At 72.3% G+C, this 15065-nt stretch carries 15 protein-coding genes and 1 pseudogene; 13 read left to right on the top strand and 3 right to left on the bottom strand.

Annotated elements, in window-relative coordinates:
- From ACWD4J_RS34235 to ACWD4J_RS34195, 9 genes and pseudogenes are all read left to right on the top strand, one after another.
- Positions 1-135: pseudogene (locus ACWD4J_RS34235) on the top strand (flavodoxin-dependent (E)-4-hydroxy-3-methylbut-2-enyl-diphosphate synthase); the annotation flags it as partial.
- A gap of 153 nt (positions 136-288) precedes the next feature.
- Positions 289-1137: a GNAT family N-acetyltransferase gene (locus ACWD4J_RS34230; RefSeq protein WP_451399387.1), complete on the top strand. Its 849-nt coding sequence runs from the start codon at positions 289-291 to the stop codon at positions 1135-1137.
- Positions 1138-1234: 97 nt separating this feature from the next.
- On the top strand, positions 1235-1801 hold the full coding sequence (locus ACWD4J_RS34225) for a GNAT family N-acetyltransferase (RefSeq protein WP_451399386.1): 567 nt from the start codon (positions 1235-1237) through the stop codon (positions 1799-1801).
- 91 nt (positions 1802-1892) lie between these two features.
- Positions 1893-3587: a proline--tRNA ligase gene (locus tag ACWD4J_RS34220; protein ID WP_451399385.1), complete on the top strand. Its 1695-nt coding sequence runs from the start codon at positions 1893-1895 to the stop codon at positions 3585-3587.
- Between the two features lie 165 nt (positions 3588-3752).
- A complete protein-coding gene (locus tag ACWD4J_RS34215) occupies positions 3753-4085 on the top strand; it encodes a hypothetical protein (RefSeq protein WP_451399384.1) in 333 nt (110 codons plus the stop codon).
- A complete protein-coding gene (locus ACWD4J_RS34210; RefSeq protein ID WP_451399383.1) occupies positions 4085-5188 on the top strand; it encodes an FAD:protein FMN transferase in 1104 nt (367 codons plus the stop codon). Before ACWD4J_RS34215 ends, ACWD4J_RS34210 begins: the two co-directional genes overlap by 1 nt.
- Positions 5185-5763, top strand: coding sequence for a ferric reductase-like transmembrane domain-containing protein (locus ACWD4J_RS34205; protein ID WP_451399382.1), 579 nt, complete (start codon positions 5185-5187; stop codon positions 5761-5763). Before ACWD4J_RS34210 ends, ACWD4J_RS34205 begins: the two co-directional genes overlap by 4 nt.
- A 2-nt stretch (positions 5764-5765) precedes the next feature.
- Entirely contained in the window at positions 5766-7049 is a 1284-nt protein-coding gene (locus tag ACWD4J_RS34200; RefSeq protein ID WP_451399381.1) for an NADH-ubiquinone oxidoreductase-F iron-sulfur binding region domain-containing protein, read from the top strand.
- A gap of 1 nt (position 7050) precedes the next feature.
- A complete protein-coding gene (locus ACWD4J_RS34195) occupies positions 7051-7278 on the top strand; it encodes a ferredoxin (protein WP_451399380.1) in 228 nt (75 codons plus the stop codon).
- A 52-nt stretch (positions 7279-7330) separates the two neighbouring features.
- Here the strand turns inward: ACWD4J_RS34195 and ACWD4J_RS34190 are convergent, their stop codons facing one another.
- The 3 genes from ACWD4J_RS34190 to ACWD4J_RS34180 all read right to left on the bottom strand — a co-directional run bounded on the left by ACWD4J_RS34190 (position 7331) and on the right by ACWD4J_RS34180 (position 9571).
- Positions 7331-8287 (bottom strand): aminoglycoside phosphotransferase family protein, encoded by a 957-nt coding sequence (locus ACWD4J_RS34190; RefSeq protein ID WP_451399379.1) that lies wholly within the window; start codon positions 8285-8287, stop codon positions 7331-7333.
- A 154-nt stretch (positions 8288-8441) separates the two neighbouring features.
- Complete coding sequence (locus ACWD4J_RS34185) at positions 8442-8942, bottom strand: ferritin-like domain-containing protein (RefSeq protein WP_451399378.1); 501 nt, start codon at positions 8940-8942, stop codon at positions 8442-8444.
- Positions 8942-9571 carry a hypothetical protein gene (locus ACWD4J_RS34180; RefSeq protein ID WP_451399377.1) on the bottom strand — a complete coding sequence of 210 codons (630 nt, stop codon included), beginning with the start codon at positions 9569-9571 and terminating at the stop codon, positions 8942-8944. The genes ACWD4J_RS34185 and ACWD4J_RS34180 overlap by 1 nt, the downstream gene beginning before the upstream one ends.
- A gap of 223 nt (positions 9572-9794) precedes the next feature.
- Between ACWD4J_RS34180 and rimP the strand changes: the two genes are divergently transcribed.
- The 4 genes from rimP (at position 9795) to infB (ending at position 14979) form a co-directional block, all read left to right on the top strand.
- On the top strand, positions 9795-10364 hold the full coding sequence (gene rimP / locus ACWD4J_RS34175) for a ribosome maturation factor RimP (RefSeq protein ID WP_451399376.1): 570 nt from the start codon (positions 9795-9797) through the stop codon (positions 10362-10364).
- 2 nt (positions 10365-10366) lie between these two features.
- The gene (nusA, locus tag ACWD4J_RS34170; RefSeq protein ID WP_451399375.1) at positions 10367-11353 is read left to right on the top strand and encodes a transcription termination factor NusA; all 987 of its coding nucleotides are present in this window, start codon (positions 10367-10369) and stop codon (positions 11351-11353) included.
- Positions 11354-11471: 118 nt separating this feature from the next.
- A complete protein-coding gene (locus ACWD4J_RS34165; RefSeq protein WP_078067694.1) occupies positions 11472-11747 on the top strand; it encodes a YlxR family protein in 276 nt (91 codons plus the stop codon).
- Between the two features lie 163 nt (positions 11748-11910).
- Positions 11911-14979: a translation initiation factor IF-2 gene (infB, locus tag ACWD4J_RS34160; protein ID WP_451399374.1), complete on the top strand. Its 3069-nt coding sequence runs from the start codon at positions 11911-11913 to the stop codon at positions 14977-14979.
- Positions 14980-15065: the final 86 nt, after the last annotated feature.

The raw sequence follows: 15065 nt of genomic DNA, 5'->3' as shown, positions 1-15065 counted from the left end.
AAGGGCGAGGTCATCAAGACGGTGCCCGAGTCGAAGATCGTGGAGACCCTCATCGAGGAGGCCATGAAGCTCGCCGAGCAGATGGAGAAGGACGGCGTCATGTCCGGCGAGCCCGAGGTCTCGGTCGCCGGCTGATCTCCGGCATTCCCGCACGTCCCGCCCATCTCCGGCGTTTTCGCACGCCCCACCGCTGTCTCCAGCGGTGGGGCGTCCCCATGGGGCGGCGCCACACAACCTCGCCAGGTACAGTGCGGAAATCAGCAGACCGTATGGTGAGGTCCTCGAATCTTGTTGACGCAGACGACCACCCGGGTCCTCGAACCGAGCGACCTCGACGCCGCACTGGCCGTGCTCGACCGCGAGCCGGTCGCAAACGCGTTCGTGGCGTCGCGGGTGCACATCGCGGGCCTGGACCCGTGGCGGCTCGGCGGCGAGATGTGGGGCTGGTACGCGGACGGCATGCTGCAGTCCCTGTGCTACGCGGGCGCCAATCTGGTGCCGATCTGCACCACCCCCGAGGCCGTACGCGCCTTCGCCGACCGCGCCCGGCGGGCCGGCCGCCGCTGCTCCTCGATCGTCGGCCCGGCCGGACCCACCGCGCAGCTGTGGCGGCTGCTCGAACCGAGCTGGGGCCCGGCCCGTGAGATCCGCGCCCACCAGCCGCTGATGGTCACCGACCGGCTCCCCGACGACGTCGCTCCCGATCCTTACGTCCGCCGCATCCGCAAGGACGAGATGGAAACGATCATGCCGGCGTGCGTGGCGATGTTCACCGAGGAGGTCGGCATCTCCCCGCTCGCGGGCGACGGCGGGCTGCTCTACCAGGCGCGCGTCGCGGAACTGGTCGGATCCGGGCGCTCCTTCGCCCGCCTCGACGAGTACGGCAAGGTCGTCTTCAAGGCGGAGATCGGCGCCGCGACCCCGCAGGCATGCCAGATCCAGGGCGTCTGGGTGGCGCCCGAGTACCGGGGGCAAGGCCTGGCGGCGCCCGGCATGGCGGCAGTGCTGCGCTACGCCCTCACGGATGTCGCGCCGGTCGCCAGCCTGTACGTCAACGACTTCAACACGGCGGCACGCGCCGCGTACCGGAGGGTCGGCTTCCAGGAGGTCGGCGCCTTCATGAGCGTGCTGTTCTGATCCCAGGTCGGAACCCGGGTGGAACCGGGGCCGGATCCCGGGTCCGATCCCTGGTCCCGGGGGTCCGGGGCTCTGCCCCCGAGGTAGTCTCGCCGACATGCTGCGCATTCCCAGGCCGGGCCCCCGTACCCCCGACGACGTCGTGATCGGCCCGCTGGATCTGGCCGCGCGGGTCGACGAAGCGCTGGCCGTGCAGGCGGAGGCCTTCGGGCTCAGCGCCGACGAGATCACGGTGCGCCGGCAGATCGTGCTGCGGCACATCACCTATCCCGGGGCGCGTGCGCTCGGCGCCTTCACGGTGGACGGGCGGCTCGTCGGGTTCGTCTACGGCATGCCGAACGACCGCACCCACTGGTGGTCCACCGTCGTCCAGCCGTATCTGCGCGCTCGCGGCCACGACGACTGGCTCGACAACTCGTTCGTCATCACCGAGCTGCATGTCCTTTCCGCGTACCAGAACCGCGGCATCGGCCGTGCGCTGATCACCAGGATCACCGACGAGGCCGACGAGCCCCGCTCCATCCTCTCGGCGATCGACATGGACAGCCCGGCCCGTGGCCTGTACCACTCGCTCGGCTACGAGGATCTGGCCAGGCAGGTCCTCTTCCCGAGCGCCCCGAAGCCGTACGCGGTGATGGGCGCGCCGCTGCCACTCAGGCGGTAGCGGACCACTCGGGCGGTAACGGATTTCCACCGGCGTGGACCGCAGGGCTAACCTCCTAGCCATCACCCTTACGTAGCAGGAGTTAAGAATCATGGCCCAGGTCCAGCGCATGTCCCGGTTGATGGTCAAGACACTGCGCGACGACCCGGCGGACGCCGAGACGCTCAGCCACAAGCTGCTGGTCCGCGCCGGGTACGTGCGCCGCAACTCGGCGGGCATCTGGACCTGGCTCCCGCTCGGCAAGAAGGTCCTGGACAACATCTCGCGCGTCGTCCGCGAGGAGATGGACGCCATCGGCGCCCAGGAGGTCCTGCTCCCCGCCCTGCTGCCGAAGGAGCCGTACGAGGCGTCCGCCCGCTGGGAGGAGTACGGCGACCTGCTGTTCCGGCTGAAGGACCGCAAGGGCGGCGAGTACCTGCTCGGTCCGACCCATGAGGAGATCTTCACGCTCGTCGTGAAGGACCAGGTGGCGTCCTACAAGGACCTGCCGGTGATGCTCTACCAGATCCAGACGAAGTACCGCGACGAGGCCCGCCCGCGCTCGGGCATCCTGCGCGGCCGCGAGTTCCAGATGAAGGACTCGTACTCCTTCGACACCACGGACGAGGGCCTGGCCGAGTCGTACCGCCTGCACCGCGAGGCGTACCAGCGCATCTTCGCGCGCCTGGGTCTGGACTACCGCATCGTGTCCGCGGTCTCGGGCGCCATGGGCGGCTCGGCTTCGGAGGAGTTCCTGGCTCCGGCGGCGGCCGGCGAGGACACCTTCGTGGACTGCCCGGCCTGCGACTACGCGGCGAACACCGAGGCCGTGACCTTCGCGCTGAAGCCGGTCGAGGGCGCCGAGCACCCGGCGATCGAGGAGGTGGACACCCCCGACACCCCGACCATCGAGACGCTCGCCGAGCACCTGGGCGTCCCCGCATCGGCGACCCTCAAGAACCTGCTGGTCAAGGTGGACGGCGAGATCGTGGCGGTCGGCGTGCCCGGCGACCGCGAGGTCGACCTCGGCAAGCTCGGCGAGCACCTTGCCCCGGCGGAGGTCGAGCTCGTCACGGCGGAGGACTTCGAGGGCCGCGACGACCTCGTACGCGGTTACGTCGGTCCGCAGGGCCTCGGCAAGGTCCGCTACATCGCCGACCCCCGCGTCGCCCCCGGCACGTCCTGGATCACCGGCGCCAACAAGCCCGACACGCACGCGAAGAACGTCGTCTGCGGCCGCGACTTCGAGGTGGACGACTACCTCGACGTGGTCGTCGTCGAGGAGGGCGACCCCTGCCCGAAGTGCGGCACCGGTCTGAAGCTGGACCGCGCGATCGAGATCGGCCACATCTTCCAGCTCGGCCGCAAGTACGCGGACACCTTCCAGCTGGACGTGCTCGGCCAGAACGGCAAGCCGGTCCGCGTCACCATGGGCTCGTACGGCATCGGTGTGTCCCGTGCCGTGGCGGCGCTCGCCGAGCAGATGGCGGACGAGCAGGGCCTGGTCTGGCCGCGCGAGATCGCGCCCGCCGACGTCCACGTGGTGGCCGCGGGCAAGGCGCTCCAGACGGAGCTGGCGCTCGACGTCTCCGAGAAGCTGGGCGCCGCGGGCGTCCGCGTGCTGGTGGACGACCGGGCCGGCGTCTCGCCCGGCGTGAAGTTCACCGACGCCGAGCTCATCGGCGTACCGAACATCCTGGTGGCCGGGCGGCGTTCGGCCGAGGGCGTCCTCGAGCTGAAGGACCGGCGCACCGGTGAGCGCGAGGAGCTGACCGTCGAAGAGGCGATCGCCCGCCTGACCGCCTAGCCGGGCCTAGGGCCGACAGGCCCTGGCGGCCGTAGCCGTTCTGTTGCGCTCCCGGGACGGAACCACAACGGGTTCATCCCGGGGGCATGGCCGCCGCACAGTTTTCTCCCAGGCTGCTCCCCGACCGTAGGACGTGACAACGCGTCACTTCGGAGGGGAGCAGTCATGACAGGCAGGGAGCGAGGCGCCGTTGCGGCGGTGCGCAGGGGAGCGCGGCGCACAGCGGCCGTGGCGGCGGCGGTCACACTGACGGCGGTCGCGGGGGTCTTCACCCTCATCGGCACGATGCAGTCGGACGGGGATACGGCGGCCGCGAGCGGCAGCAGTAGCAGCACCAGCACCACCACCAGTAGCGGTAGCAGCAGTTCGGGGAGCTCCGGCTCGTCGAGCTCTTCGGACAGCTCCTCCAGTACCTCGTCGAACCTGCAGTCGTCGTCCGACGGCCTCACCTCGTCCGACGGCAGCGGCTCCGCCCACTCCACGTCGGGGGCGTCGTGATGACCGGCGCCCGCACGACGACCACGGCGGCCGTGACCGCTACCGCGTCCGCCGACTGGCGTGCGCTCGGCACCGCCGTCCGGCTCGTCACCACCGACCCCCGGCTGCTCGACACCTGCAATCTGCTGCTCGCCCGCCACCTCGCCGAGGTCGACGCCGCGTGCAGCCGGTTCCGGCCCGACTCCGAGCTGGCCGCCCTGGACAGCGCCGACGGCCGTCCGGTCAGGGTGAGCCCGCTGCTCGCCGACGCGCTCGCCGTCGCGCTGCGCGCCGCCGCGGCGACCGACGGAGCCGTCGACCCGACCGTCGGCTCGGCCATGAACGCCATCGGCTACGACCGCGACTTCCAGCTCGTGCAGGAGCACGACGGCCGTCCGGTACGGCTCACCGTCCGGCCCGTGCCCGGATGGCGGCGCATCCGGCTGGACCGGGGGACCGGCACGGTCACCGTCCCTGCCGGGGTCCGCCTCGACCTGGGCGCCACGGCCAAGGCCTGGGCCGCCGACCGGGCCGCCGCGATGCTCGCCGAGGCCGCGGGCTGCGGGGTCCTCGTCAGCCTGGGCGGCGACACCGCCGTCGCGGGCACACCCCCGCTCGGCGGCTGGCGGGTCCGCGTCCAGGACGCGACCGGCCACCCCGACGAGGCACCGGCGGACGGCCCGCACACCACCGTCGGCGTACGCAGCGGAGGCCTCGCCACCTCCGGGACCACCGCCCGCCGGTGGCAGCGCGGTACGCACCTGCTGCACCACATCGTGGACCCGCGCACGGGCCTGCCCGCCGTCTCGCCCTGGCGCACGGTCTCCGTCGCGGCCGCGAGCTGTGCGGACGCCAATGCCGCGAGCACCGCGGCGCTGGTCAAGGGCGCGGGGGCCGAGCGCTGGCTGTCCGGCCTGGGGCTGCCGGCGCGCCTGGTGGCGCACGGCGGGACGGTGGTGACGACACCCGGCTGGCCCAACTCAGCCCGTCCGGCGTTTGAGGACGAGGCCGTTCAGGCCGAACGGGGGTCCGGGGGCGGAGCCCCCGGTTTCGGGAAGGGGCGGGGCAGGGGAGAAGGCCCGCCGCAGGCGCCCCACCGCACCCCCGGGGAGGCGGCCGCATGACCGACTCCTCGGTCCTCTGGTACGCGAACCGCGCCACAGGAGCCGTCTGCCTGGTCCTGTTCACGGCAGTCGTCCTGCTCGGCATCGCCGTACGCCTGCGCGGACGGCTACCGGGCCTCCCCCGCTTCGGCACGGTCACACTGCACCGCACCCTGTCCCTGTCCGCGGTCGCGTTCCTCGCCGCGCACATCGGGGTCGCGGTCCTCGACGGCTACGTGAACATCACCGTCGCCGACGTCCTCGTCCCTTTCGTCTCCGACTACCAGCCGCTGTGGCTGGGGCTCGGCACGGTCGCCTTCGACCTGATGCTCGCGGTGCTGGTCACCAGCCTGGTGCGGGCGAGGCTCGGCCACCGTGCCTGGCGCGCCGTGCACTGGCTCGCGTACGCGTCCTGGCCGGCGGCCCTCGTCCACGGCATCGGCATCGGTACGGACAGCGGCACCGGCTGGATGGTGTGGCTGACCGTCGCCTGCGTGGCGGCCGTCCTCGCCGGGTTCGGCCTACGGGTGCTGCATGCCGCACGCGCCGCCCGCCGCACGCCCGCCGCCCTTCTCCGTACCGCCGAAGGAGCCTGACCATGAGCACCACGACGCCCACCCGGAACGAGACGTTCACGCAGCTCCCGGACCTCCTCATGGCGCCCCGGCTGCTCGCGCCCGGCGGATCGCCGACCGGACTCGCCACGCACGAGGAACGGTACGGACCACTGGTGTGCGGAGATCCGGAGGACCTGCTGCGGACCGTCGCCGAGTCCGGGCTCACCGGGCGCGGCGGGGCGGCCTTCCCGACGTACCGCAAGCTCGTGGCCGTCGCCGACGCGGGGCGACGCGCCGGGCGCCCGCCGGTCGTCGTCGCCAACGGGGCGGAGGGGGAGCCCGCCAGCGCCAAGGACAAGGCGCTGCTGCGGCTCTCACCCCATCTGGTGCTGGACGGCCTGCGCCTGGCCGCCCATGCGGTGGGGGCGGGGGAGGCGTACCTCGCGGTGGAGGAGGGGGCGGAGTCCGCGCTGCTGCCGGGGCTCGAAGGGGCCCTCACGGAGCGGCGGGATCCGCTGCCGGTACGGCCGGTACGGGTACCGAAACGATTCCTGTCCGGGGAGTCCTCGGCCCTCACCCAGTACATCTCCGGGCACCCCGCGCTGCCGCGCCACCAGCGGCCCCCGGTCCGCGAACGGGGAGTCGGCCATGCGCCGACCCTCGTCCAGAACGTGGAGACACTCGCCCATCTGGCCCTGATCGCCCGCTACGGCGCGGACTGGTTCCGCTCCGCCGGTACGCCGGCCGAGCCGGGCAGCATGCTCTGCACCGTGCACGTGCCGGGCCGCAGTGCGCAGGTTGTGGAGGCCCCGTACGGGATCGCGCTGCACAGGCTCCTGCCCCAGGAGCTGCCCCTGGCCCGCGTGAGCGCGGTCCTGGTGGGCGGCTACCACGGCACCTGGATCCCCGCCGCGCAGGCCGCCCACGCCACCCTCGGCGCCGCCCACCTGGGCTCGGTGGGCGCGGGTGTCCTGGCAGCCCTGCCCGTGGAACGGTGCGGCCTGGCCGAGACCGCTCGTGTCCTGCGCTATCTGGCCCTCCAGTCGGCGGGCCAGTGCGGGCCCTGCCTGGGCGGCCTGCCCCGCATCGCAGCCGCCTTCCGGACCCTGGCCGCACCCGGCCCCCAGGGCGCGACGCGCCAGGACGTCGCCCGCTGGGCCGGATTGGTCGAGGGCCGTGGCGCCTGCCACCACCCCGACGGCACGGTGCGCCTCGTACGCAGCGCCCTGACGGTCTTCGCCCCGGAACTCGACGCCCACGCCACCGGCCACTGCACGGCCACCGACCACACGCCACTGCTGCCCGTCCCCGAGAACAGGAGCTGACATGGACCAGCACCGAACCGGAGCCGACACGGAACGACACCTCGAAGTCGACTGGACCGCCTGCCAGGGCCACGGCCTCTGCGCGGAACTGCTGCCCGAGCACATCAGCCTCGACGAGTGGGGTTACCCGCTGGTCGACTCCGCTCCCGTCCAGCGCGCGGCCCTGAAACGCGCCCGCCGGGCGGCAGCGGACTGCCCGGTACTGGCGCTGAGACTGGAACGGGCCTGAAGAGCAGGCCTGAACGAGCGGACAGTCCTGCGAAGCACGCCCCGCCGGCGGACTACAACCAGCCCGCGAACTCCAGCAGCAGCTCCGAGTCCTGCTCCCGGCCGACGCGGCGGGCCCGTACCCCCGACTCCACCGCGCGGAACAGCGTCCAGCCGCGCAGCCGCTCCAGGTCCACCTCGAGGGAGTCCGCGAGGCGCTTCACCCGGCGCCGGGTCGTCGCCGCGCCCGACGGTGACGCGATGAGGTCCTCCACCCGGTCCCGCACCAGCCGCGCCAGGTCGAAGGCGCACTCGCCCACCACCGGATCGGGTCCGACGGCGAGCCACGGCATACGGTCGCCCGCCAGCACCTTGCTCTGCCGGAACGTGCCGTGCAGCAGCTTGTGCTCGGGCGCCGTGGCCAGCAGCTCGTCCCGCGCGGCCAGCGCCGCGTCGACCAGCGGCGCCACGTCGGCATCGGCGTCCGCGCCGGCCCGCATCGCCACCGCCTGCCGCCCGGTCCGCTCGGCAACCGTCTCGAATCGGTGACTAGCGGGCGGCTCCACCCACAGCCGTCGCAACGTCCCGGCGGCCTCCAGCAGCGACTTCGCCTCGGGCAGGGACCGCAGCGACACGTCGGGATGCAGCCGCTCCAGCAGCAGCACCCCGTCACCGCCGTTCTCACCGCCGGCGTCCCCGCCACCGGCCGCTTCACCCTCGCCCGGCAGGTCCAGCAACTGCACGGCGCCCCGCCCGCCCCAGCAGGCCAGCGCGGCCCGCTCACTCCCGGGCCGGGCACGCCGCGGGGCCAGCTTGAGCACGGCGGGCCGGCCGTCCGGCAGCCGCACCAGGACGACGAGACTGCTGCGCCCGCCGGGCACGAGCACCCGCTCGACGGTCAACTCGTGCCGGGCCACGGCCGCCTCGGCCAGCTCCGGCAGCTTCTCCAGCCAGACCCGGGCTCCGTCGTCCCCGTCGTGCTGCGTCTCGCCGAGTGCTCTCACGAGGCGCCGGGGCGGTTCGAAAGCCATGCGCGGGTGATTCCTTCCCAGTAGGGCCGTTCGCGGGCCGGTACGTGTGCGGTGCCGTGGCGTTGTCCGAGCTTGCGGCAAACGCGCGCGGTGCCGCCGTACGCGCGCGATGCCGCCGTATGCCGTACGGTCCGCCGAACGCGCCCGGCCGCCCCTACGCGCTCGGCATCGCCGAAGCGGACGGCGTGCCGGACCGCTCGGCGAGACCAGGGAAGGCTACGCTGCCGCCCCGCCACCGGGCCGCCCGGACCGCCGCTTCCCGCAGTGCGTCCGCGGCCGCCCCGCGCCGACTGCCCTCGGCTGCCCGTACGACATCGGAATACACCCCGGCGACCCGATCCTCCAGTTCGGCGGCGAGCCGTACGGCCGCCGCCGCGTCCCGCACCGGGAAGGGCAGTGCGTAGGCCGCGGCCGCCGGCTCCGGTTCGCCACCCAAGTCCCGCACAGTGCGCATGAGTTCGTCACGCCGTGCGCGGTGGGCGTCGTACGCGGCTCGGGCCTCGTCACGGCGGGCATCACCGATTCTGCCGCCGACGACTCCGTAGCCGTACACGGCGGCGTGCTCCGCGCCGAGTGCGGCCTGCACGGCCTTCAGCAGGGCGCTGTCGCCGCCGCTCTTGGACTTCCGGCCCTCGCCGTCATCGGCACCGCTCATCAGTCGTCCTCCGTCAGCAGATACGCGTGCGCGGCACCCGCCGCCGCGACAGAGGCGAGCAGCCGGGCCAGCTCGCCGGGCACCTCGAGCAGTGCGGCGCCGCGCCGGTCAGCCAGCGCACGCTCGGAGGAGGCGAGAAAGGCGAGCGCGTCCTTCTTGTCCGCGGGCACGTCGCTCCCGTCACTCCCGGCGGCAGAAGCCGACGCAGAAGCCGGAACCGAGGCCGAAGCGGAAGGCGAACCCGGAGCCGAACCGGAAGGCGACCCCGAAGCCCCGGCCGCCGCCACCTCGCCGCCGAACGCCTCCACATGCCGCACCAGCTCCGCCCGCAACACCCCCAGCCGCTTCGCCAGCGGGGGGTGCGCCGTGATCACGGCGTCGTACCGCGCGACAAGTCCCGCGCTGTCGCTCGCCGCACGCGCGCGTGCCCGCTCGACGGCAGACGGCCGCCTCGCGGCGGTACCGGCGGAGCCGCTGCCCGAATCGCCGTCCGAACAGCCCGAGAGCAGCCCGGCACCGGCGACGGCCGCGGCGGCCGCGCCGGCGAGAACACTCCTTCGACCAGGCCCCGCGGGCCCGGACGGCCCGTCAGGGGTGCGCCGCACAAGCGACGGCAGGGGGAGCGACACGACAGACGTCCTCGAGGATTTCGTACGAGCGGACAGCGAGGGGAACAAGCGGCCGAGAGGCCATGATCACCGTACCGCCGGACCGCCCCGACCCGCGCCAGCGGCTCGTCACCGCCCCACGGACGGCCGGACCGGTGGACGGCAACACCCCCCGGGACCGGATACCCTTTGACCTGTCACGCGACCTACCCACAACAGCACACGCGGCCGAGGAGTCACCCGGATGAGCACCACCCAGAGCGAGAGGCTGCGAGAACTACTGGAACCGCTCGTCAGCTCCCAGGACCTGGATCTCGAAGAGATCGAAGTGGCCTCGGTCGGGCGCAAGCGGGTGCTCAGGGTCGTCATCGACTCCGACGAAGGTGTCGATCTGGACGAGATCGCCGAGGTGAGCCGCCTTCTGTCGGCGAAGCTCGACGAGCAGGACGTGATGGGCGAGGGCGAGTACACCCTCGAGGTCGGTTCCCCGGGCGCCGAGCGCCCGCTGAAGGAGCACCGCCACTTCGTTCGCGCTACGGACCGCCTGGCGAGGTTCTGGCTGACGCCGGACGCGGGCGGCGGCGAGCTGGTCGCGCGGATCCTGAAGGTGGACGACGAGGGTCTGGACCTCGAGGTACCCGGCGTGAAGGGTCGCAAGCCCACCTCCCGCAGGCTCGCCTTCACGGGCATCGCCAGGGCACGGGTGGAGATCGAGTTCAGCCGCAAGAGCACGTCCGCGGAAGACACCCAGAACACTCAGAACACCAAGAACTCCAAGAACACCAAGAACATCGAGAACGCAGAGGAGGCGTAGCCGTGGACATCGACATGAGTGCCCTGCGGGGTCTGGTGAGGGAGAAGGAGATCTCCTTCTCCCTGCTGGTCGAGGCGATCGAGGCGGCCCTCCTCATCGCCTACCACCGCACCGAGGGAAGCCGCCGCCACGCGCGCGTGGAGCTCAACCGGGAGACCGGCCATGTGACGGTGTGGGCGAAGGAAGACCCCGAGGACCTCGAGGAGGGCCAGGAGCCCCGCGAGTTCGACGACACCCCGTCCGGCTTCGGCCGGATCGCCGCGACGACGGCCAAGCAGGTGATCCTGCAGCGGCTTCGCGACGCGCAGGACGACGCGACGCTCGGCGAGTACGCGGGCCGTGAGGGCGACATCGTCACCGGTGTGGTCCAGCAGGGCCGCGACCCGAAGAACGTCCTGGTGGACATCGGCAAGCTCGAGGCGATCCTGCCCGTGCAGGAGCAGGTGCCCGGCGAGGACTACCAGCACGGCGTGCGCCTGCGCTCGTATGTCGTACGGGTGGCCAAGGGTGTCCGCGGCCCGTCGGTGACCCTCTCGCGTACGCACCCGAACCTGGTCAAGAAGCTCTTCGCGCTGGAGGTCCCGGAGATCGCCGACGGCTCCGTCGAGATCGCCGCGATCGCCCGTGAGGCGGGTCACCGCACCAAGATCGCTGTGCGGTCGACGCGCTCGGGCCTGAACGCCAAGGGCGCCTGTATCGGCCCGATGGGCGGCCGTGTGCGCAATGTCATGGCCGAGCTGAACGGCGAGAAGATCGACATCGTCGACTGGTCCGACGACCCGGCCGAGATGGTCGCCAACGCTCTCTCGCCGGCCCGGGTCTCCAAGGTCGAGGTCGTCGACCTCGCGGCCCGCTCCGCGCGGGTCACCGTGCCGGACTACCAGCTGTCGCTGGCGATCGGCAAGGAGGGGCAGAACGCCCGTCTCGCGGCTCGGCTGACCGGGTGGCGGATCGACATCCGTCCGGACACCGAGCCGCAGCAGGACTGACAGCAACGAACAGATCGGCCCCCGACGAGATCACGCCGGGGGCCGCTGAGATCAAGACGACAGCCGTTCGATTTTTGCCCCAAAGGGGTGAGGTCGGTACGGGGAGGTAGACTTAAGAGTGTCTGGCCGGACGCACGCCCGAGCACGCCCTGAGCGCACCTGTGTGGGATGCCGGGAGCGAGCGGCCAAGAGCGATCTGCTGCGCATCGTGGTGATCGAGGACGCGTGCGTCCCCGATCCTCGCGGTACGCTGCCCGGCCGGGGTGCTTATGTGCACCCCGCCCTGGTCTGTCTGGATCTGGCGGTCCGTCGCCGGGCGTTCGTCCGGGCCTTCCGTGCCCGGGGACCGCTCGACACGGCGGGCTTGCGCCAGGCCGTCGAAGACAGTTGCTGAGCAGGCAACACCGTAAGAAGTGTCGTACGGAACCCCCGTGCGGCCCAGGTACCTCGCGAGTCGGAAGTAGGTCGAGATTGCGATGAGCACTCGATGAGTACGCGATGAGTACGCCCATGAAGTAGCGACGGTCCGGCCGCAACCCGGACCTAAAAGGAGCGAAGTGGCTAAGGTCCGGGTATACGAACTCGCCAAGGAGTTCGGCGTGGAGAGCAAGGTCGTCATGGCCAAGCTCCAAGAACTCGGTGAATTCGTCCGTTCGGCGTCTTCGACCATCGAGGCGCCCGTAGTACGCAAACTGACTGACGCCTTCCAGCAGGGCAACGGCTCCGGCAAGTCCGGCGCGAAGCCGGGTGCTCGTAAGCAGGCGCCCGCCAGGCCCGCCGCGCCGTCCCCGGCGCAGGCGGCTCGTCCGGCTGTCCCGGCTGCGCCGAAGCCGGCGGCCCCTCGGCCTGCGGCCCCGGCCCCTGCGGCCGAGAAGCCCGCGGCCGCCGCACCGACGCCGGGCCCGCGCCCGACGCCGGCCCCCAAGCCGGCCCCCAAGCCCGCACCCGCGGCACCGGCCCAGCCGGAGTTCACCGCGCCGCCGTCCGCTCCTGCCGCTCCGTCGGCGGGTCCGCGTCCCGGCGCCCGTCCCGGTGCTCCGAAGCCGGGTGGCCGTCCGGCCACGCCTGGCCAGGGTCAGGGTCGCGGCGAGGGTCGCGGCGAGCGTCCCGGTGCACCGCGTCCGGGTGGTCAGGCGCAGCGTCCCGGCGCCCGTCCGGCCGGTCCGCGTCCGGGCAACAACCCCTTCACGTCCGGCGGCTCCACCGGCATGGCGCGCCCGCAGGCGCCCCGTCCCGGCGGCGCCCCGCGTCCCGGCGGTGCCGGTGCCCCTGGTGGCCCGCGTCCGCAGGGTGCAGGCCAGGGCGGTCCCCGTCCGCAGGGCCAGGCCGGTCCCCGCCCGACCCCGGGTGGCATGCCGCGTCCGCAGGCTCCGCGTCCGGGCGGCGGTCCCGGTGGCAACCGTCCGAACCCCGGCATGATGCCGCAGCGTCCCGCTGCCGGCCCGCGTCCCGGCGGCGGCCCCGGCGGCCGCGGTCCGGGCGGTGCGGGTCGTCCCGGCGGTGGCGCCGGTCGTCCCGGCGGCGGCGGTGGCTTCGCCGGCCGTCCCGGCGGCGGTGGCGCTCGTCCGGGTGGCGGCGGTGGCTTCGCCGGCCGTCCCGGTGGCGGCGGCGCTCCCGGCGGTGGCGGCGGCTTCGGCGGTGGCGGCGGTGGCCGTCCCGGCTTCGGCGGTCGTCCCGGCGGCCCCGGTGGCCGTGGTGGCACGCAGGGTGCGTTCGGCCGTCCCGGCGGTCCGGCGCGTCGTGGCCGCAAGTCGAAGCGGCAGAGGCGCCAGGAGTACGAGGCCATGCAGGCCCCGTCGGTCGGCGGTGTGATGCTGCCTCGCGGCAACGGCGAGACCATTCGCCTGTCGCGCGGTGCTTCGCTCACCGACTTCGCAGAGAAGATCAACGCCAACCCGGCGTCGCTCGTCGCGGTCATGATGAACCTCGGCGAGATGGTCACCGCGACCCAGTCCGTCTCCGACGACACGCTGGAGATGCTGGCGACGGAGATGAACTACGCCGTCCAGATCGTCAGCCCCGAGGAGGAGGACCGCGAGCTGCTCGAGTCCTTCGACCTGGAGTTCGGCGAGGACGAGGGCGGCGAGGAGAACCTCGTCTCGCGTCCGCCGGTGGTGACCGTCATGGGTCACGTCGACCACGGTAAGACGCGACTGCTCGACGCCATCCGCAAGACGAACGTCGTTGCGGGCGAGGCCGGCGGCATCACCCAGCACATTGGTGCCTACCAGGTCGCGACCGAGGTCAACGACGAAGAGCGGAAGATCACCTTCATCGACACCCCGGGTCACGAGGCGTTCACCGCCATGCGTGCCCGCGGTGCCAAGTCGACCGACATCGCGATCCTCGTGGTGGCGGCCAACGACGGTGTGATGCCCCAGACGATCGAGGCGCTGAACCACGCCAAGGCGGCCGACGTGCCGATCGTGGTCGCGGTCAACAAGATCGACGTCGAGGGCGCGGACCCGACCAAGGTGCGCGGTCAGCTGACCGAGTTCGGCCTGGTGGCCGAGGAGTACGGCGGCGACACCATGTTCGTCGACATCTCCGCCAAGCAGGGTCTGCACATCGACAGCCTTCTGGAGGCCGTCATCCTCACCGCGGACGCCTCGCTCGACCTGCGGGCCAACCCGGAGCAGGACGCGCAGGGCATCGCGATCGAGGCTCGCCTGGACCGCGGCCGCGGCGCCACCGCGACCGTCCTCGTCCAGCGAGGCACCCTGCGGGTCGGCGAGACGATGGTGGTGGGCGACGCCTACGGCCGCGTGCGCGCCATGTACGACGACCAGGGCAACACGCTCGACGAGGCCGGTCCGTCCACCCCGGTCCAGGTCCTGGGTCTGACCAACGTCCCGGGCGCCGGCGACAACTTCATCGTCGTCGACGAGGACCGCACGGCCCGCCAGATCGCCGAGAAGCGTGCCGCCCGTGAGCGCAACGCCGCGTTCGCCAAGCGGGTGCGCCGCGTCTCCCTCGAGGACCTGGACAAGGTGCTCAAGGCCGGCGAGGTCCAGCAGCTCAACCTCATCATCAAGGGCGATGCGTCTGGTTCGGTCGAGGCCCTGGAGTCCTCGCTGCTCCAGCTCGACGTCGGCGAAGAGGTCGACATCCGCGTCCTGCACCGCGGCGTCGGTGCGGTCACGGAGTCGGACATCGACCTGGCGATGGGCTCGGACGCCATCGTGATCGGCTTCAACGTCCGTGCGGCCGGCCGCGCGGCGCAGATGGCCGAGCGCGAGGGCGTGGACGTCCGCTACTACTCGGTCATCTACCAGGCGATCGAGGAGATCGAGGCGGCCCTCAAGGGCATGCTCAAGCCGGAGTACGAAGAGGTCGAGCTCGGTACGGCGGAGATCCGCGAGGTCTTCCGCTCGTCCAAGCTGGGCAACATCGCGGGTGTTCTCATCCGCTCCGGCGAGGTCAAGCGCAACACCAAGGCCCGACTCATCCGCGACGGCAAGGTCATCGCGGAGAACCTCAACATCGAGGGTCTGCGCCGCTTCAAGGACGACGTCACCGAGATCCGCGAAGGCTTCGAGGGCGGTATCAACCTCGGAAACTTCAACGACATCAAGATCGACGACGTCATCGCGACGTACGAGATGCGCGAGAAGCCGCGCGGCTGAGCACTGCTCGGCCGACGGCACCTCCCACGCCCCTGAGGTGTGGGGAGGCCGGGGCCGGTCGGCGGGTGGAATTCCCGTCGATCGGC

It is taken from the genome of Streptomyces sp. NPDC002577 (genome assembly GCF_053594815.1).
This window is presented reverse-complemented; position numbering and strand designations above follow the sequence as displayed.

Bases quoted from the DNA above. Each gene is read 5' to 3' on its own strand.
- ACWD4J_RS34210 (WP_451399383.1), top strand. From the start codon at position 4,085: ATGACCGGCGCCCGCACGACGACCACGGCGGCCGTGACCGCTACCGCG.
- rimP (WP_451399376.1), top strand. From the start codon at position 9,795: ATGAGCACCACCCAGAGCGAGAGGCTGCGAGAACTACTGGAACCGCTC.
- ACWD4J_RS34220 (WP_451399385.1), top strand. From the start codon at position 1,893: ATGGCCCAGGTCCAGCGCATGTCCCGGTTGATGGTCAAGACACTGCGC.
- ACWD4J_RS34205 (WP_451399382.1), top strand. From the start codon at position 5,185: ATGACCGACTCCTCGGTCCTCTGGTACGCGAACCGCGCCACAGGAGCC.
- ACWD4J_RS34200 (WP_451399381.1), top strand. From the start codon at position 5,766: ATGAGCACCACGACGCCCACCCGGAACGAGACGTTCACGCAGCTCCCG.
- ACWD4J_RS34190 (WP_451399379.1), bottom strand. From the start codon at position 8,287: ATGGCTTTCGAACCGCCCCGGCGCCTCGTGAGAGCACTCGGCGAGACG.
- ACWD4J_RS34195 (WP_451399380.1), top strand. From the start codon at position 7,051: ATGGACCAGCACCGAACCGGAGCCGACACGGAACGACACCTCGAAGTC.
- ACWD4J_RS34225 (WP_451399386.1), top strand. From the start codon at position 1,235: ATGCTGCGCATTCCCAGGCCGGGCCCCCGTACCCCCGACGACGTCGTG.
- ACWD4J_RS34185 (WP_451399378.1), bottom strand. From the start codon at position 8,942: ATGAGCGGTGCCGATGACGGCGAGGGCCGGAAGTCCAAGAGCGGCGGC.
- ACWD4J_RS34215 (WP_451399384.1), top strand. From the start codon at position 3,753: ATGACAGGCAGGGAGCGAGGCGCCGTTGCGGCGGTGCGCAGGGGAGCG.